At 58.5% G+C, this 16,760-nt stretch carries 16 protein-coding genes; 8 read left to right on the forward strand and 8 right to left on the reverse strand.

Annotated features, from left to right (window positions below):
- Window positions 1-19 precede the first annotated feature (19 nt).
- The 6 genes from mltG to HWX34_RS11040 all read left to right on the forward strand — a co-directional run bounded on the left by mltG (window position 20) and on the right by HWX34_RS11040 (window position 4,709).
- On the forward strand, window positions 20-1,009 hold the full coding sequence (gene mltG / locus HWX34_RS11015; RefSeq protein WP_218645145.1) for an endolytic transglycosylase MltG: 990 nt from the start codon (window positions 20-22) through the stop codon (window positions 1,007-1,009).
- Window positions 1,002-1,631 carry a dTMP kinase gene (tmk, locus tag HWX34_RS11020; protein ID WP_178972284.1) on the forward strand — a complete coding sequence of 210 codons (630 nt, stop codon included), beginning with the start codon at window positions 1,002-1,004 and terminating at the stop codon, window positions 1,629-1,631. The genes mltG and tmk overlap by 8 nt, the downstream gene beginning before the upstream one ends.
- Window positions 1,631-2,632: a DNA polymerase III subunit delta' gene (locus HWX34_RS11025; protein WP_178972285.1), complete on the forward strand. Its 1,002-nt coding sequence runs from the start codon at window positions 1,631-1,633 to the stop codon at window positions 2,630-2,632. Before tmk ends, HWX34_RS11025 begins: the two co-directional genes overlap by 1 nt.
- 82 nt (window positions 2,633-2,714) lie before the next feature.
- On the forward strand, window positions 2,715-3,080 hold the full coding sequence (locus tag HWX34_RS11030; protein WP_178972286.1) for a PilZ domain-containing protein: 366 nt from the start codon (window positions 2,715-2,717) through the stop codon (window positions 3,078-3,080).
- Between the two features lie 50 nt (window positions 3,081-3,130).
- Complete coding sequence (locus HWX34_RS11035; RefSeq protein ID WP_178972287.1) at window positions 3,131-3,922, forward strand: TatD family hydrolase; 792 nt, start codon at window positions 3,131-3,133, stop codon at window positions 3,920-3,922.
- A 4-nt stretch (window positions 3,923-3,926) separates the two neighbouring features.
- On the forward strand, window positions 3,927-4,709 hold the full coding sequence (locus tag HWX34_RS11040) for an MBL fold metallo-hydrolase (protein ID WP_218645146.1): 783 nt from the start codon (window positions 3,927-3,929) through the stop codon (window positions 4,707-4,709).
- A 12-nt stretch (window positions 4,710-4,721) separates the two neighbouring features.
- On the opposite strand, the gene HWX34_RS11045 is transcribed toward HWX34_RS11040, so the two are convergent.
- The 5 genes from HWX34_RS11045 to HWX34_RS11065 all read right to left on the reverse strand — a co-directional run bounded on the left by HWX34_RS11045 (window position 4,722) and on the right by HWX34_RS11065 (window position 8,449).
- Window positions 4,722-5,414 (reverse strand): YdcF family protein, encoded by a 693-nt coding sequence (locus HWX34_RS11045; RefSeq protein WP_178972288.1) that lies wholly within the window; start codon window positions 5,412-5,414, stop codon window positions 4,722-4,724.
- A gap of 12 nt (window positions 5,415-5,426) precedes the next feature.
- Window positions 5,427-5,900 (reverse strand): CreA family protein, encoded by a 474-nt coding sequence (locus tag HWX34_RS11050; protein WP_178972289.1) that lies wholly within the window; start codon window positions 5,898-5,900, stop codon window positions 5,427-5,429.
- A gap of 35 nt (window positions 5,901-5,935) precedes the next feature.
- A complete protein-coding gene (locus HWX34_RS11055) occupies window positions 5,936-6,250 on the reverse strand; it encodes a chorismate mutase (RefSeq protein WP_178972290.1) in 315 nt (104 codons plus the stop codon).
- 67 nt (window positions 6,251-6,317) lie between these two features.
- The gene (trpS, locus tag HWX34_RS11060; RefSeq protein WP_178972291.1) at window positions 6,318-7,340 is read right to left on the reverse strand and encodes a tryptophan--tRNA ligase; all 1,023 of its coding nucleotides are present in this window, start codon (window positions 7,338-7,340) and stop codon (window positions 6,318-6,320) included.
- 287 nt (window positions 7,341-7,627) lie between these two features.
- On the reverse strand, window positions 7,628-8,449 hold the full coding sequence (locus tag HWX34_RS11065; RefSeq protein WP_178972292.1) for a pyruvate, water dikinase regulatory protein: 822 nt from the start codon (window positions 8,447-8,449) through the stop codon (window positions 7,628-7,630).
- A 333-nt stretch (window positions 8,450-8,782) separates the two neighbouring features.
- Between HWX34_RS11065 and ppsA the strand changes: the two genes are divergently transcribed.
- The gene (gene ppsA, locus HWX34_RS11070; protein WP_178972293.1) at window positions 8,783-11,170 is read left to right on the forward strand and encodes a phosphoenolpyruvate synthase; all 2,388 of its coding nucleotides are present in this window, start codon (window positions 8,783-8,785) and stop codon (window positions 11,168-11,170) included.
- A 174-nt stretch (window positions 11,171-11,344) separates the two neighbouring features.
- Window positions 11,345-11,689, forward strand: a complete 345-nt coding sequence (locus tag HWX34_RS11075) for a YgiW/YdeI family stress tolerance OB fold protein (RefSeq protein WP_178972294.1) — start codon at window positions 11,345-11,347, stop codon at window positions 11,687-11,689.
- Between the two features lie 20 nt (window positions 11,690-11,709).
- Here the strand turns inward: HWX34_RS11075 and HWX34_RS11080 are convergent, their stop codons facing one another.
- The 3 genes from HWX34_RS11080 to HWX34_RS11090 are packed head-to-tail and all read right to left on the reverse strand — an operon-like array spanning window position 11,710 to window position 16,725.
- Window positions 11,710-13,125, reverse strand: coding sequence for a TolC family protein (locus tag HWX34_RS11080; RefSeq protein WP_178972295.1), 1,416 nt, complete (start codon window positions 13,123-13,125; stop codon window positions 11,710-11,712).
- A gap of 58 nt (window positions 13,126-13,183) precedes the next feature.
- On the reverse strand, window positions 13,184-14,527 hold the full coding sequence (locus HWX34_RS11085; RefSeq protein WP_178972296.1) for an HlyD family type I secretion periplasmic adaptor subunit: 1,344 nt from the start codon (window positions 14,525-14,527) through the stop codon (window positions 13,184-13,186).
- Complete coding sequence (locus tag HWX34_RS11090) at window positions 14,524-16,725, reverse strand: type I secretion system permease/ATPase (RefSeq protein ID WP_178972297.1); 2,202 nt, start codon at window positions 16,723-16,725, stop codon at window positions 14,524-14,526. Before HWX34_RS11090 ends, HWX34_RS11085 begins: the two co-directional genes overlap by 4 nt.
- Between the last annotated feature and the right edge of the window lie 35 nt (window positions 16,726-16,760).

The following is a 16,760-nucleotide window of genomic DNA, read 5'->3' on the forward strand; positions in this document are numbered from 1 at the left end:
CAGACGAAAATCCCCTGCCTTGTGGCCACGCATCCTGCTGCTGGCCGTGCTGACCGCTGTTGCCTGGCTGAGCTGGGTGGTGGTCATTCCGGTCGAGCTGCCGCAATCCCCCTACAAACTCACCATCGGCCCCAATCGCACCCTGGGTCAGGTGGCGCGTAGCCTGGCGGACGAAGGGGTGATCCGTAACCGCAACATCATGATGTTGCTGGGCCGCATGCAAGGCATGGATCGCAAGATCAAGGCCGGGCTGTACCAGTTCAGCGATAGCGCCTCGATGTGGGACATCCTGCAGCGCCTAGCTGATGGCCACCCGGATGAAGCCAGCCTGACGCTCATTGAAGGCTGGAATTTCCGCCAGTTCCGCCAGGCGATTGACCGCAATCCGGACATCAAGCACGACGCACGTGATTTGAGCGATACCCAGCTGTTGCAACAACTGGGGCTGGAGGGTGTCGCGGCCGAGGGCTTGTTCTTCCCCAGCACCTATCTGTTCACCCCGGGTAGTAGCGATCTGGAACTCTATCGCCGCGCCTACAACACCATGCAGCAAAAGCTGGATGCTGCCTGGACTGCGCGCAAGGCTGATCTGCCGTATCACACGCCGTATGAATTGCTGATCATGGCCAGCCTGGTGGAAAAAGAAACCTCGCTGGACGCCGATCGACCGCTGGTCGCGGCAGTGTTTGTCAACCGGCTGCACAAGGGCATGCGCCTGCAGACCGACCCTTCGGTCATCTACGGCATGGGCAGCGCCTATCATGGCAATATCAGCAAGGCCGACTTGCGTCGTGACACCCCCTACAATACCTATACCCGCAACGGCCTGACGCCCACGCCCATCGCCATGCCCGGCAAGGCCGCGCTGGAAGCAGCGGCCAATCCTGCCAATTCCACGGCCCTGTATTTTGTGGCGAAGGGCGATGGCAGCTCCTATTTCTCGGCTACGCTGGACGAGCACAATCAGGCGGTGCGCAAATATATTCTGAAGAAAGGCTCCAATGACTAGTCAGACTGGCTGCTTCATCACGCTGGAAGGCATAGACGGTGCCGGCAAAAGCACCCATCTGGGCTTTATCCGCGACTGGCTGAGTACACATGGCATTGAGGCCGAATTTACCCGCGAACCCGGCGGTACACCGCTGGGAGAGCAAATCCGCACCTTGCTGCTGGCGGTGGACACCGAAGTGTCACTGGATGCCGAAACCCTGCTGATGTTCGCCTCGCGCCAGCAACTGCTGTCCAGCGTGATTCGCCCCGCGCTGCAGGCCGGACGCTGGGTGGTGTCCGACCGCTTTACCGACTCCACCTTTGCTTTTCAAGGTGGTGGACGCGGTGTGCCGACCCAGCGCATTGCCGCGCTGGAAGACTGGGTGCAGCAAGGTTTGCAGCCGACGTTGACGCTGTTGTTCGATGTGCCGCTGGATGTGGCCAGCCAGCGCATGGCCGGTAGCCGCCAGCTGGACCGTTTCGAGCAGGAAAAGGCCGACTTCCACCAGCGCGTCCGCCAGGCTTATTTGCAGCGCGCTGCGGCAGACCCGCGTTTCCGGGTGCTGGATGCCACCCGCAGCATTGCCCAGTTGCAACAGGATATTGCCGGCCATCTGACCGCCCTGCTGGAGCAACGCTGATGCTGTTTCCCTGGCAAGAGCAGGACTGGCAGCGACTGAACAGTGAACGTACACGCCTGCCCAATGCCTGGCTGTTCATCGGCCCGGCCGGCACCGGCAAGCTGGAGTTTGCCCTGCATCTGGCCCAGTCGCTGCTGTGCGAACAACTGGAAGCCGACCATCAGCCCTGCGGCCAGTGCGAGGCTTGCCGCTGGTTTGCCCACGGCACGCATCCGGACTTCCGTCGCCTGTCCCCGCAAACCGATGACGAAGAAGAGGGCAAGGAAGCCAAACCCGGCCGCAAGCTGCCCTTGATCAAGATTGAAGCGGTGCGCGAAGTCATCGAGTTCGCCCACCTCACCGCCCACCGTGCCGGACGGCGCATCATCGTGGTGGAGCCGGCAGAAAACCTGAACCCGGCAGCGGCCAATGCCTTGCTGAAAATCCTGGAAGAACCGCCACAGGATGTACTGTTCCTGCTGGTGGCGCAGGCTGCCCAGCGCCTGTTGCCCACCATACGCAGCCGTTGCCGCCAGTTTCCGCTTTCTGCCCCCAGCCCGGCGCAGGCACTAGCCTGGTTGCAGCAACAAGGCGTGGAGAATGCGGCGAACGAACTGGCGCATAACGGCGGCGCGCCCTTGTTTGACCACGACCCGGCGCTGGCCAAGCTGCGCAGCCAGTTTATTGACGGGCTGGGACAACCGACATTCGCCAGCATCCTCAACCTGGCCGAATTGGTGGACAAGCAAAAGCTGCCCTTGGCCATACCGCTGGGCTGGCTGATGAAATGGCTGCATGATCTGGCTGGTTTGAGTCTGGCGGGGATTGTCCGCTATCATCCAGACAAGCAGCAGGTGTTGCAGGCGCTGGTACAGCGTTGCGACCCGGTGGCCCTGATGCGCTGCCAGGATGCCTTGCAGCAGCTGGCTCCGTTTGGTCAGCACACGCTCAATACCCGGCTGCAGCTGGAAGCCTTGCTGATGGATTACCTGAAGATTTTTGCCGGTGGCCGCCAAGGCTGATACGCGCTGCCCCGGAAGTACTTGCCATGCAACAGGCTGCCGAACAACTCGGCGCTTCAATCATCAATAGCGGATATGCGCAATGGACAATACGCCTCGCCCCGATCCCGCACGCCCAGGCGTGCTGTCGCTGCACATCAAGGAGCGCAGTGCGCTGTTTGCGGCCTACATGCCCTTCCTCAAAACCGGGGGGATTTTCATTCCGACCAACAAGGAAATGAAACTGGGTGAAGAGGTATTCCTGTTGCTGACGCTGATGGACGAACCACAGAAAATTGCCGTGCAGGCCAAGGTGGTGTGGATTACCCCGGCCGGTGCCAATAACAGCCGCGTGCAGGGCATAGGCGTGGAGTTTGCCTACGGTGATGCCGGCAACCAGGCCAAAGCCAAGATTGAAACCCTGCTGGGCGGTGTGCTCAACTCCAGCCGCCCCACCCATACCATGTAAACCCTGCCGCCCGGCTGTTGCCGGCGGCGCTGCCAGCCAGAACACACACCATGCTTGTTGATTCACACTGCCATATCAATTTCCCCGATCTCTCCAGCCGTCTGCCCGAGGTGCTGGGCAATATGCAGCACAACGGTGTCGAGCTGGCGCTGGTGATCGGTGTGTCGCGTCCCAAGTATCCCGAGGTGCTGGCGCTGGCGGAAAATCACGTCAATCTGTACGCCACCGTTGGCATTCATCCGGATGACCCGGAAGCGGAAGAATTCAGCGAGGAAGAACTGCTGGCCCATGCAGCACACCCGCGCGTGGTGGGCATTGGCGAAACCGGGCTGGACTATCACTGGTGCAAGGGCGATCTGGAATGGCAGCACCAGCGTTTCCGTACCCACATCCGCGCGGCAAAGCGCGCAGGTTTGCCGCTGATCATCCACACCCGTGAATCCGCTGCCGATACCATCCGCATCCTGCGTGAGGAGGGGGCCGAGCAGTGTGGCGGGGTGATGCACTGCTTTACCGAAAACTGGGAGGTGGCACAGGCTGCGCTGGAAATCGGCTTTTATATTTCCTTCTCCGGCATCGTGACCTTCAAGAACGCCGCCCAGATCAAGGAAGTGGCGCAAAAGATGCCGCTGGAACGCATGCTGGTGGAAACCGATTCCCCCTATCTGGCTCCGGTGCCTTACCGTGGCAAGCTGAACGAGCCTGCCTATGTGCGGCATGTGGCCGAGCATATTGCCGAACTACGTGGCATCAGCTTCGAAGAAGTGGCCGCCGCCACCAGCGACAACTTCTATCGCCTGTTCAGCAAGATCCAGCGCCCGCAAGCCGGGCAGGCAGGCTGACCCCATGACGGCCCCGCGTGTTGGCGAAATGGAAATCACCATCCTGGGGTGCGGTTCCAGTTCCGGCACCCCGGCCATTGGCTGCCAGTGTGACACCTGCCGCTCCACCGACCCGCGCAATCACCGCACCCGCTGCTCGGCTTATATCCGCTGCGGCGAACAGGGCCTGCTGATCGACACCGGGCCGGACCTGCGCCAGCAGGCACTGCGTGAAGGAATCAGCCGGGTGGACGCCGTGCTGTACACCCATCCGCATGCTGATCATCTCAACGGCATCGACGACCTGCGTGCCTTCTGCTACGTCAAACAAGGCGCGGTAGTGCTGTACGGCAATGCCTTTACCATGAACAACATCACCAGCCGTTTTGGCTATGCGTTGCAACCCCCTTCCAAAGTGTGGGACAAGCCGGTGTTGCTGCCGGAAGTGGTGGAGGGGCCGTTCGAGCATGATGGCTTGTCCATTACCCCCATTCCCTTGCAACACGGCAGCTGGCCCTGCCTGGGCTGGCGTATCGGCAATGTCGCCTGGCTGACCGACCTGTCGTCCATCCCGGATGAAAGCCTGGCGCTGCTGCAAGGGCTGGATGTGCTGTTTCTGGATTGCCTGAACATGGATGGCTACCCCTCACACCTGGGTTTCCATCAGTCAATGGAATGGGCAGCCCGCATTGGCGCCCGCCGCACCGTGTTGATCCACATGATTCACCGGCTGGAATACCACGCGCTGTCAGCACTCTGCCCGCCGGGCGTGGAAGTGGGCTATGACGGCTTGAAGGTGCGGGTGTAAGCGTCAGCCACCTTACTGGCTTGCATATGTGCCAGGCAGGTCATCCAGCGCACTGCCGCTCAGCAGGTGGCGGTTGTAACCCAGTGCAATCAGTTGTTGCCAGGCATCCAGCACCGCGTCCGGAATGGGCAACGCCTGCTGATAACCCAGACGCGGATAGCGCAGTAGGCGGTGGATATCGCCCACCATTTCTTCGATCAGGCCGAACACCCCGACCATATTGGATACGTCCCAGGGAAAGGCAAAGTCCGGCGCATCGACGGAGAAGTCGATGTCCGGCCAGTGTATCGGCTGGGTCTGGGTGACGCGGCGGATGGAGTTGGGCTTGGTGACAAAGGTGACGCGCCGTGCATCCGGGCAGAGGGCGCGGGCAAAGGCCAGATTCTCGGCAAAGCTGCGTGCCTGCGGTTCCAGTACTATTTGCTGTTGCTTGATGCCGAGGGATAGCACGCGCTCGGCAAACACTTCGGCCTCCGGCCTGTTCCACAAATCACGGGTCCAGTTGCCGGTATTGCCGCTGATCAGCATGTACGGGGCAATGCCCTGTTGCAGCAAGTCTGCTGCATGCTCTGCCACTCTCAGGTCATAAGAACCGCATACCACCAGCACATCGCAGGCTTGATGTCTGCGACCGGCTGACAGGAAGTCCCAAAGCCGGCCAGCCAATTGCAAGGTGAGGGTGGGGTGGTCCGGTGTGTGATTCATCGACACCGCCACTTACTTCTGCGGAATGTTCTGGCCGCTCACCGGTACGGCGGTGACTGCATTGTCCGGGCTGCCGTCTACCAGCTTGTCGGAATAAGTCAGATACACCAGGGTATTGCGCTTGGCATCGACAATGCGCACCACCCGCACATGCTTGAAGATGAAGGACGCGCTTTCCTTGAACACTTCTTCCTGTTTCGGCAGCGGTTTGGCAAAGCTGATGCTGCCAATCTGACGGCAGGCGACGGAAAAGCGCGACGGGTCCTTGGCCAGTCCTACCGCACCGCTGTAGCCGCCGGTTTGGGCGCGTGACACATAACAGGCCACGCCGGCTACCGACGGGTCATCGAAAGCCTCTACCACCACCTTGTCGTTAGGGCTGAGCAGGCGGAAGGTGGTGGAAACCTTGCCGATTTCTTCGGCATGAGCCTGCGGAAGCAGGCTGAAGAGGCTCACAGCCAGCAGCAGGGGGCGTAGCAGCGTCATGGTTGTTTCCTGAAGGATGAAGACAGGCTGACAGTCTAAGCCGTGGGCAGTGCTTTGCCCATGCTGACGAATTCCTGCAGCTCGCTGGCAATGAAATGGCTGATCATGGTGCGGTACACCTCGGCGGTTAGCCTGGGGTCTGCTCCCAGTTCGCCCGCCAGCTTTTCCACCCGGCGCATCACCTGATCCACCCGCTTGCCACCTTCCACTTCCTCGTTACTGTGCTTGAAGCGGGCTGCCTGTTTCACATACAGGCCGCGCTCGGCCAGCAGGGAGACCAGCGCACGGTCGATACGGTCGATTTGCGTGCGCACTTCATCCAGATTCTGACATTGATAGACGAATTCCACGGGCATTCCTCCAGTTGGCGGCCACCCGCTGCCGGGTGGCCGTGTTGCCATGACGCATACGCATCGATCAGTAGTAATTCAGCCCCATGGCGGCCTTCACTTCACTCAGGGTGACGGCGGCCACCTGACGGGCACGTGCAGTACCCTCTTTGAGCATGGCCAGTACGGCGGCCGGGTCGCGGGCGTATTCCTCACGGCGCTGGCGGATGGGAGCCAGCAGTTCCTGCAGGCATTCTTCCAGATGCTGCTTGATGACGGTGTCGCCCAGCCCGCCCAGGCGGTAGTGCTCCTTCAGGCGCTTGACCAGTTCGATATTGGGGTGGAAGGCATCCAGATAGCTGAACACCACATTGCCCTCCACCTGGCCCGGGTCGGACACGCGCAGGTGATTGGGGTCGGTATACATCATCTTCACCGCCTGGCGGATTTCATCGGCGCTGGCGGACAGGGTAAGGGTGTTGCCCAGTGATTTGGACATCTTGGCCTTGCCGTCGATGCCGGGCAGGCGCGCGCCTACTTCCGGCACCATGGCCTTGGCCTCCACCAGTACCGGGTGTTCCACGCTGGCGTTGAAGCGACGCACGATTTCGTTGGTCTGTTCGATCATCGGAATCTGGTCTTCACCCACCGGCACGATGGTGGCCTTGAAGGCGGTGATGTCAGCAGCCTGGGCGGCGGGGTAGGTGAGGAAACCAGCCGGGATGTCGCGCTCGTAGCCGCGTTGTTTTATTTCATCCTTGATGGTGGGGTTGCGTTCCAGCCGCGATACCGTCACCAGATTGAGGTAGTAAGACGCCAGCTCGGTCAGCTCCGGCACCAGGCTCTGGATGAAAATGGTGCTCTTGGCCGGGTCTATGCCCACCGCCAGGTAATCCAGCGCCACCTGCAGCACGTTGTCACGCACTTTCAGGTAATTGCCCATATTGTCGGTCAGCGCCTGGGCGTCGGCCAGCAGCAGGAATTGCTGACAGCGCTCTTGCAGCAGCACACGGTTGCGCAAGGAGCCAACGTAATGGCCAAGGTGCAGCGAGCCGGTGGTGCGGTCGCCGGTGAGAATGATGTCCTGGGAAGTGATGTCGCTCGGTTTCATGTCGGGTTCCTGTTGCTGATCAAGTAAGGGAAACCATCGACAAGGCGGAACGTAGACAAAACAAAACCCGGATCCGCCTTGTCGGCAGCCTCCGGGTTGTATGCGTGCGCAGTCGCCGGTGCCACCTCAGGAGAGGCGCCACCACCAGTTGAAGGATGCGAATGCGATGCGGGAGTTCATGTTTTCTATCACAACACGTGGCGACCACGGGCGTCAAGTGCTATGCGTTGCGCCTTGTCACAAGGAGGCGCAACGCAGCAACAGGGGTTTTGTGAGCCGCTTCGCGCTTAGAAGCGACGGGTGAGGGTAGCCTTGTGCATGATGGTGGTGGCAATTTCCTCAATCGACTTGTGCGTGGTGCTGATGAAGGGCACACCGTGGAAGCGGAACATGGATTCGGCCTCGTTCACTTCGAAGTGGCAGTTATCCAGGCTGGCGTACTTGGAATCCGGGCGACGTTCCTGGCGGATGTGATGCAGGCGGGCCGGGTCGATGGAAAGGCCAAACATCTTGTTGCGGTAAGGCAGCAACATCTTGGGCAGGGTGGGGCTGTCCAGGTCTTCCGGGGTGAGCGGGTAGTTAGCTGCCTTGATGCCGTATTGCAGTGCCAGGTACAGGCAGGTCGGGGTTTTGCCGGAGCGGGACACACCAACCAGAATCACATCGGCCTCGGCCAGGTCTTTCAGCTTCACGCCGTCGTCGTGATTGAGCGAGAAGTTCACCGCCTCGATACGGTGGTCGTATTTCTCTTCGCTGCCCACGCCATGCGCCTTGCCAAGGGTGAGCGAGGCCTTCTGGCCCAGCTCGGCTTCCAGTTCGCCAATGAAGGTGTCGAAGAAATCCACCACCAGCGCATTGTCGATGTGCAGCACCTCGCGCACTTCCGGGTTGACGATGCTGGTGAACACCAGAGGCTTGAGGTCGTCCGCTTCAGCCACGGCGCGAATGTGGTGGGCCACCACCTGGGCTTTTTCCACCGTGTCGATGAAGGGGATGGCTTCACGCTTGAAATCCAGCGTATCAAACTGGGTCAGCAGGGTGTTGCCCAGCGATTCGGCGGTGATGCCGGTGCGGTCAGAAATGAAAAAGGCGGAGCGACGGTGTGGCATGGATGCACCTGTTTCGGAAGCAATGGGAAAAAAGTTCAGACAGATTATACCCCTCGCCGCGCCCGCAACGGCAGCGGGTCGACGTTGCAGGTGTTTTTGCCATGATCTGGCCATGAACCGCCCCCATCATGGTTTTTGTTGTAGTCGCCACACTACATGGCGGTCACAAATCTGCAAAGAATTGCCCCCGGATTGACCATTCATCAGCCTTGTTTGCATTGATATGGGGCAAACCCTTGTGTTGTGCGCCGCAAAATGGGCTACGCAAACGCGGTGGTATTCGGCTAGAATGCGGGTTTTCTATCCGTCCAATCCAATACAGGAAGTGAAGTGATGGCAGAGAACTACGTCATCTGGTTCGAGAAGCTGCGCATGACTGACGTTGAACAGGTAGGCGGCAAGAATGCCTCCCTGGGCGAAATGATCAGCCAATTGGCAGGCTCGGGCGTCCGAGTCCCCGGTGGTTTTGCGACTACTGCGGATGCCTACCGTGATTTCCTCCAGCACAATGGCCTGGCTGACAAGATCAGCGCCGCGCTGTCCAAACTGGACATCGACGACGTGACCGAGTTGGCCCGCGTTGGCAAGGAAATCCGCCAGTGGATTATCGATACCCCTTTCCCGGCCAAGCTTGATGAAGATATCAAGACTGCCTGGGACAAGATGGTCGCCGATTCCGGTGGTGCAGATATTTCCGTAGCAGTCCGTTCTTCCGCAACCGCAGAAGACCTTCCCGATGCCTCGTTCGCAGGCCAGCAAGAAACCTTCCTGAACATTCGTGGCCTTGAAAACGTCAAGGATGCCATGAAGCATGTTTTTGCTTCCCTGTATAACGACCGCGCCATTTCCTACCGCGTACACAAAGGCTTTGCCCACGACGTTGTGGCCCTGTCCGCCGGTGTACAGCGCATGGTGCGTTCCGACACGGGCGCTGCTGGTGTGATGTTCACCATCGACACCGAATCCGGCTTTGAAGACGTGGTGTTCATCACCGCTTCCTACGGCTTGGGCGAAACCGTGGTGCAAGGTGCCGTTAACCCTGACGAATTCTACGTACACAAGCCGACCCTGAAGGCAGGTCGTCCGGCTGTGCTGCGCAAGAACATGGGTTCCAAGCTGATCAAGATGGAATTCACCGATGCTTCCCAGGCTGGCCGTTCGGTCAAGACCGTGGATGTACCGGTAGAACTGCGCAAGCAATTCTCCATCACCGACGCTGAAGTGGCCGAGCTGGCTGAATACGCGCTGATCATCGAAAAACATTATGGCCGCCCGATGGACATCGAGTGGGGCCGTGATGGTGGCGATGGCAAGCTGTACATCCTGCAAGCCCGTCCGGAAACCGTGAAATCGCAGGAAGACCGCAAGGACACCCTGCGCCGCTACCGCCTGAACAGCAAGTCCGCCGTGCTGTGCGAAGGCCGCGCCATTGGTCAGAAGATTGGCCAGGGCACCGTGCGCACCATCAAGGACGCGTCCGAAATGGACCGCGTGAAGCCGGGCGACGTGCTGGTAACTGACATGACCGACCCGGACTGGGAACCGGTGATGAAGCGTGCCGCTGCCATTGTCACCAACCGTGGTGGCCGTACCTGTCACGCGGCGATTATCGCCCGCGAACTGGGTATCCCGGCCGTGGTGGGTTGTGGCGATGCCACCGATGTACTGTCCGAAGGCATGCAGGTGACTGTGTCCTGCGCCGAAGGCGATACCGGCAACATCTACGATGGCCTGCTGGACGTTGAAGTCATCGACCTCGAGCTGGACAAGATGCCGGCTGCTCCGGTCAAGATCATGATGAACGTGGGTAACCCGGAACTGGCCTTCGACTTCGCGCAGCTGCCGAACGAAGGTGTGGGTCTGGCCCGCATGGAATTCGTGATCAACCGTCAGATCGGTATTCACCCCAAAGCCCTGCTGGAATTCGACACCCTGCCGGCCGACCTGAAGGCGACCATCAGCGATCGCATCTCCGGTTACGCCAGCCCGGTTGACTTCTACGTGGACAAGATTGCCGAGGGTGTTGCCACCCTGGCCGCAGCCTTCACCCCGAAAAAGGTCATCGTGCGCATGTCCGACTTCAAGTCGAACGAGTACGCCAACCTGATCGGCGGTCAGCTGTACGAACCGCACGAAGAAAACCCGATGATCGGTTTCCGTGGCGCAGCGCGCTACGTGGCTGAATCCTTCCGTGACTGTTTCGACCTGGAATGCCGCGCCATCAAGAAAGTGCGCGACGAGATGGGTCTGGTCAACGTGGAAGTGATGATCCCCTTCGTCCGTACCCTGGCTGAAGCCGAGAAGGTTGTGGAAATCCTGGCTGCCAATGGTCTGAAGCGTGGCGAAAACGGCCTGCGTCTGATCATGATGTGCGAACTGCCGACCAACGCTGTGCTGGCCGACAAGTTCCTGCAGTTCTTCGACGGCTTCTCCATTGGCTCCAACGACATGACCCAGCTTACCCTGGGCGTGGACCGCGACTCCGGTGGCCCGATTGCCGCTACCTTCGACGAGCGTAACGAAGCCGTGAAAGCCATGCTGCACATGGCCATCCAGGCATGTCGCAAGGCTGGCAAGTATGTCGGCATTTGCGGTCAGGGCCCGTCCGATCATCCGGACTTCGCCAAGTGGCTGGTGGAAGAGGGTATCGAAACCGTCTCCCTCAACCCGGACACCGTGGTGGAAACCTGGCTGTACCTGGCACGCGAACTGAATGCCTAAACCGGCATCTGCCGGTTAAGCAAAAACCGCCCTTTCGAGGGCGGTTTTTTTATGGGTGATCAGGTTGCGGGGGATTGATCTAAAGGCTAGGTAAGCTGATGGCTGCTTTAAGCATGGCTTAAGCTCATCAGACTTAAATGGTGGGGCACTTCCCCATTACAAAAGGACCTAATCATGAAAAAAACTCTCTCCATGCTGAGTATCGCTGCTCTCCTGCCACTGAGCGCTCATGCCGAATTTATCGGTGACGGAAGCACTCCGGCCATTACTACCGTTGCCAAGGCACTGCAGGCCGCTGACGACAGCCGTGTCATGCTGGAGGGCAATATCGTCCGCCAGATTGATCACAAGCATTACGAGTTTAAGGATGCCAGTGGTTCGGCAAAAGTAGAAATTGACAGCAAGTATCTCCCGGCTGAAAAGTTTACCGCGCAAAGCAAAGTTCGTTTGCAAGGCAAGGTAGACAAGGAATTTACCGGCAGCAAGATTGATGTCAAACAGGTAGAAATCCTCAAATAGCTCGACTGAGGCTGTGTAGGTCAGGAAAAACCGGACGATGGTCCGGTTTTTCCTGACCGTATATTCATTGGTATTGATTTCACATCATGCAGCCGTAATTTCCCTGCCTCAGCCAACAAGCGTAACTGTGCCGAACGCCATTCTGCCAAGGTCCGTACCCGCTCCTGTCGTGCATCGGCCAAACCAGCCTGCGCATTGAGAATTTCCTGTGTGTCAGCCAGACCCATGGCGTATTTGCGCTGCATGGCCTGCATGGTTTCCTCTGCAATACGCAGCAGTCGGCCCGAGGCTTCCAGGGTGTGCAAGGAGGCCGTGGCTTCACTGTAGGTTTGACTGATGTCATGCAGCACCTGATTCCGGGTTTCCTGCCATTGCGCTTCTTTCTGGGCGATCTGTGCCAGTGCCCCTTGTTGCTTGTAGTGTCGGCCAAAGCCTTCAAACAGCGGGATGCTCAATGTCAGGCCGGTGACCGATTCGCGGGACTGCCTGGCGCTCAGTTCCTGATTGGGCCGTCCATTCAGGTAGCGGCTATGGCTGAAGTCCAGTACCGGCAGGCCATCTGCGCGCGTGGCCTTGTATTGTTCCTTCGCGGCCTGCCACTGCGCATAGGCCGCCACAATGGCCGGGTGCTGTTCGCTGGCGAGTGCCAGCCAGGTGTTCAGGTCTTTCTGGATCAACTGATAACGACTGACATCAGCAGCCTGTATGCGTGGTATTTGCATCCGGTGTTGTGGCAAACCCAATTGCAAGGCTAGCGCCAGGCTTGTCTTGTCTGCATGGGCAGTGGCGCGCGCCAGTTCCAGCTCAGCCTTGGCCAAGGCTGTTGCCGCTTGCAAGCTATCGGTATGCGCCGCCAGCCCTTGCGCTTCGCGCCGTTTGGTCATGGTCAGAATCTCTTGTGCAATATTTTTGCCTTCCGCACGCGCCTCGCGTTCGGCTTGAGCGGATTGGGCGGAAAAGAACAGTGCAATCACATCCCGCATGATTTTTTGAACGATGGCATCCCGGCTGGCAAGAGCTGCGCTCAGCATATGGTCGGCCGCCTGCAGCCTGGCTTCCCTGCCACCAAAATCCAGCAGTCGCCAGGTCAGGCTGGCGTAACGACTATCGGTGGTAATACTGGTATCCATCTGGCGGCTTGAGGCAGGATAGCGGGATTGCTGTTGCTGACGGCTGATGCCTGCGCTGATGTTCGGCAAGTAGGCGGCACGTGCTTCCCCCCGTTGTGCACTGTATTGGCGGATAGAGGCCCATGCATCCTGCGATTGCGGATTAAAACACAGTGCCATATCCAGTGCCGTGGCCAGGCTGATGATTGTTGCAGTGTTGTCCTGCGCGAGCTGGCAAGGCGGGCCATTTTCACCGACAGTCTCCAGCAGGGGCGGGCTGGCCAATAACGGGTCTGACAGCCAGCTTGGCCTGCTGATGTCTGCCATGGCAGATGCCATCGCTAAGACAAGGCAGCTCAAAGCAAGCAGTACATGCGTACGGATATTAGCGTTCACGCAAGGACTCCTGCTGGTGGCGAAGCAGGGGAGATAGCAGATATTCAATCACGCGGCGGTTGCCGGTTTTGATATCCACGTTGACTGCCATGCCGGGGGTGAGCGCCTGTTTTCTGTCGTCAACGAACAGGCTATCCCGGTCCAGCGTGATTTTGCTGGAGTAGAGCAGCCCACGCTTTTCATCCTGAATGGCATCGTGGGAGACATGACTGACTTGTGCCGGAATGGTCCCATATTTGGTGTATTCAAAAGCATCAATCTTGACGGCGGCCATCTGGCCGACACGCACAAAGCCAATATCCTTGTTCTCGATAAATGCTTCCACTTCCACGGCAGAATGCCGGGGGACAATCTGCATCAGGGGCTGCGCGGCCGGGACGACGCCCCCTACCGTATGCACAGTGAGTTGTTGGACCGTGCCATCAACAGGGGCGGTCAATTTTAGTAACTGACTGCGCGAACCGGCACGGCGGGCATCCTGCCCGGAAGCAATCACGATCTTGTTGCCTTCGGTGATGGCGTCGTAGGCCTCTTTACGGGTTTGGGCAATCAAGGCGGTACGCTGATTGCGCGCATCTGCCAGCTGCCCTGCCAGATCAATCCGCGCCTGCTCCTTTTCCATCCAGGCATGGCGGGAGACGGTGTTGTCCTGTGCCAGGATCTTGTAATCCTGTTCGCGCTGTGTCGCCAACGGTAGGGCGGCGGCAAAGCGGGCGATATCACTCTCCAGGCGCTGAAGCTTGGCGCGGAAGTCCTGGTATTGACTGTCCAGTTGTTGCCGGGCTGTGCGCCATTGCTGTGCTGGGATGTCATTGTTATCTGGCAGGCGTGGAGGACGATGCTGGTCCAGAGCCTCAATCAGGGCTTGTGCACGGGCCACTTGGAGGCGTGCCTGTAGCAGGGCGTCTGCAGCTTTGTCGTATTCGGCATCACTGCCGGTGGCATCCAGCTCGACCAGGACCTCGCCTGCCCGTACGCTTTGTCCTTCTTTCACATGCAAGGCTTTGACGCTGGCCACATCGACCGAGGCAATCGTTTTGATGCGTGCTGACGGAATGATCTTGCCCGTGGCGGTGACGATAATGTCGATACGACCAAAGCAGGCCCATACTATCGCCACCAGTAGCAAACCCATCAGTACTCTGGCACTCAGCCGCAAGCTGGCCGAGTCGGGAGTCTCCCGTAATGCCAGTCCGGCGGGCAAAAACTCCGCCTCTTGCTTGTTGAAGAAGTCGGTTTTCAGAGTATTGCGGATACGCCAGAAATGCCGGAAAACCACAGCATAACGGCGCAACAGGTCAAACCCGGCCTGTAGCCGGTGACGCAAGCTCATGCCTGCTCCAGAGGATCAAGCTTGCCATGTGCGATTGGGCTGACTGCCGCTTGTCCTTGCAGCGTTTGCAAATGGCGATAAATGCCATTGGGCCGTTGCATCAATTGGGTGTGACTGCCGGATTCGGCAATCTGCCCCTTTTCCATCACGACGATCCGGGTTGCATCCCGCACTGCCGACAAGCGATGCGCAATAATCAATACGGTACGACCGGCGGCAATCCGTCTCATATTGTCCTGAATGATTTTTTCCGATTCGTAATCCAGTGCACTGGTCGCTTCGTCAAAAATCAGAATGCGTGGGTCAAGTAATAAAGCCCGTGCAATGGCAATGCGTTGCCGCTGTCCGCCAGACAAGCCGGCACCCTGTTCGCCAACCAGGGTGTCATAGGCCTCCGGCAATTCACAGATAAAATCGTGCGCGCCAGCCAGTTTGGCTACCTGAATAATTTTCTCAATTGGAGCGGCAGGGTCGGTCAGCGCAATATTGTCGCGAATTGAACGGGAAAATAAGGTGTTCTCTTGTAAAACCACCCCGATTTGTTGACGCAAGGAGGCCGTGTCCACAATCGCAATATCCTGACCATCCACCGTCACCCGGCCCCGGTCCGGTACATACAGCCGCTGTACCAGTTTGCTCAAGGTGCTTTTACCTGACCCGGAGCGACCGACAATGCCAATCACCTCACCCGGCTTGATTTCCAGAGATACGCCACGCAATACATCGCTGGCATCGGGGCGGTAGCGAAAGGACACCTGATCAAAACCAATGGCACCGGCAATGCGCGGAATGCGGGTTTTATGGCCCTCCACTTCGGTATGGGTATTCAGAATATCGCCCAGCCGCTGCATGGAAATGCCCACTTGCTGGAAGTCATTCCATAATTGCGCCAGGCGCAGAATAGGTGCAGATACCTGGCCGGCCAGCATATTGAATGCCACCAGCTCGCCCACCGTCATTTTGCTATCCAGCACTTGTAAGGCCCCCAGCCACATGATGCCGGCTGTCACCAGCTTGCTGACCAGGCTGACACCGCCACTGGCCACCAGACCCACATTGGTGGTGGATAGCCCTGCTGCCACATAAGCTGCCAGCTGCTTGTCCCACTTCTGCCGCCAGCGCGGCTCCACCGCCATGGATTTGATGGTGTCTATGCCGGTGAGGGTTTCCACCAGAAATGACTGGTTCTCGGCACTCTTATTGAATTTGTCATTCAGCTTGGCACGCAGGATAGGGGTAAAAACAAAGGACAGCAGCAGATAGACCGGAATCGACGCCAGAACAATCATGGTGAGTGGCACGCTGTACCACAGCATCACCAGTAAAAACACAAAAGAGAACACCATATCCAGCACCAGAGTCATGGCATTGCCGGTGAGAAAGGAGCGGATATTTTCCAGTTCTCGAATACGCGCCACCGAATCCCCAGTGCGTCTTGCCTGAAAGTAGGCCACAGGCAAGGACAACAAATGGTCAAATAGCCGGGCACCCAGTTCCACATCAATCTTGCTGCTGGTATTGGCAAATACTGCAGTGCGAATACCGCTGAGCAAGGCATCAAACAAGGTGGCCACAATCAGGCCGATGGCAATCACGTTCAGCGTGGTCATGGCATGGTTTACCAGCACCTTGTCCATCACCACTTGAAAGAACAAGGGGGTGATCAGGCCAATCACCTGCAGCGCCAGTGAAATCAGCAACACCTCGCCCAAGGACTTGCGATACTTCACCACGGCCGGGATAAACCAGGTGAAATCAAATTTCGCCATGGCCCCGGCAAAGCTGGCGCGGCTGGTAAATAAAATCAATTCGCCAGTCCAGCGTGTCAGTAAATCCGGCAAGCTCAATACTTGCGGCGGCTGGCCGGGTTGTTGAATCAGCACCCGCCAGGGCTCATGGGTGGTATCCACCTTACCCATGATAAAAAAGCCGCCATCCCGCCATATTCCCATGGCTGGCAAGGGCGCACGTTCCAGCCGCGCCATGTCTTGTTGAATACATTTGGCAGTCAGCCCCAACTTGCGTGCTGCCAGCAACAGGGTTTGTACTGAAAACGGCGCACTGCCAAATTGGTGGTTCAACTGTGCTGCATCCGCTGCGATGCCGTGTAATTGGGCCATCAGAATCAAACAGTGCAGGCCGCTGTCGGGCTGGCCGGTGTAGGTAGAGTCAGATTGCGTGGAAGAGGGCGTAGACATGAAAAAAACACCATAACAAACAGGGTATGATGGTG

It is taken from the genome of Aquitalea sp. LB_tupeE (assembly GCF_013391415.1).
In the GTDB taxonomy this organism is placed as follows: Bacteria; Pseudomonadota; Gammaproteobacteria; order Burkholderiales; family Chromobacteriaceae; genus Aquitalea.

Coding starts and splice junctions, on each gene's coding strand:
- tmk (WP_178972284.1), top strand. CDS start 1,002: ATGACTAGTCAGACTGGCTGCTTCATCACGCTGGAAGGCATAGACGGT.
- HWX34_RS11025 (WP_178972285.1), top strand. CDS start 1,631: ATGCTGTTTCCCTGGCAAGAGCAGGACTGGCAGCGACTGAACAGTGAA.
- HWX34_RS11030 (WP_178972286.1), top strand. CDS start 2,715: ATGGACAATACGCCTCGCCCCGATCCCGCACGCCCAGGCGTGCTGTCG.
- HWX34_RS11035 (WP_178972287.1), top strand. CDS start 3,131: ATGCTTGTTGATTCACACTGCCATATCAATTTCCCCGATCTCTCCAGC.
- HWX34_RS11040 (WP_218645146.1), top strand. CDS start 3,927: ATGACGGCCCCGCGTGTTGGCGAAATGGAAATCACCATCCTGGGGTGC.
- HWX34_RS11045 (WP_178972288.1), bottom strand. CDS start 5,414: ATGAATCACACACCGGACCACCCCACCCTCACCTTGCAATTGGCTGGC.
- HWX34_RS11050 (WP_178972289.1), bottom strand. CDS start 5,900: ATGACGCTGCTACGCCCCCTGCTGCTGGCTGTGAGCCTCTTCAGCCTG.
- trpS (WP_178972291.1), bottom strand. CDS start 7,340: ATGAAACCGAGCGACATCACTTCCCAGGACATCATTCTCACCGGCGAC.
- HWX34_RS11065 (WP_178972292.1), bottom strand. CDS start 8,449: ATGCCACACCGTCGCTCCGCCTTTTTCATTTCTGACCGCACCGGCATC.
- ppsA (WP_178972293.1), top strand. CDS start 8,783: ATGGCAGAGAACTACGTCATCTGGTTCGAGAAGCTGCGCATGACTGAC.
- HWX34_RS11075 (WP_178972294.1), top strand. CDS start 11,345: ATGAAAAAAACTCTCTCCATGCTGAGTATCGCTGCTCTCCTGCCACTG.
- HWX34_RS11080 (WP_178972295.1), bottom strand. CDS start 13,125: ATGGCAGACATCAGCAGGCCAAGCTGGCTGTCAGACCCGTTATTGGCC.
- HWX34_RS11085 (WP_178972296.1), bottom strand. CDS start 14,527: ATGAGCTTGCGTCACCGGCTACAGGCCGGGTTTGACCTGTTGCGCCGT.
- HWX34_RS11090 (WP_178972297.1), bottom strand. CDS start 16,725: ATGTCTACGCCCTCTTCCACGCAATCTGACTCTACCTACACCGGCCAG.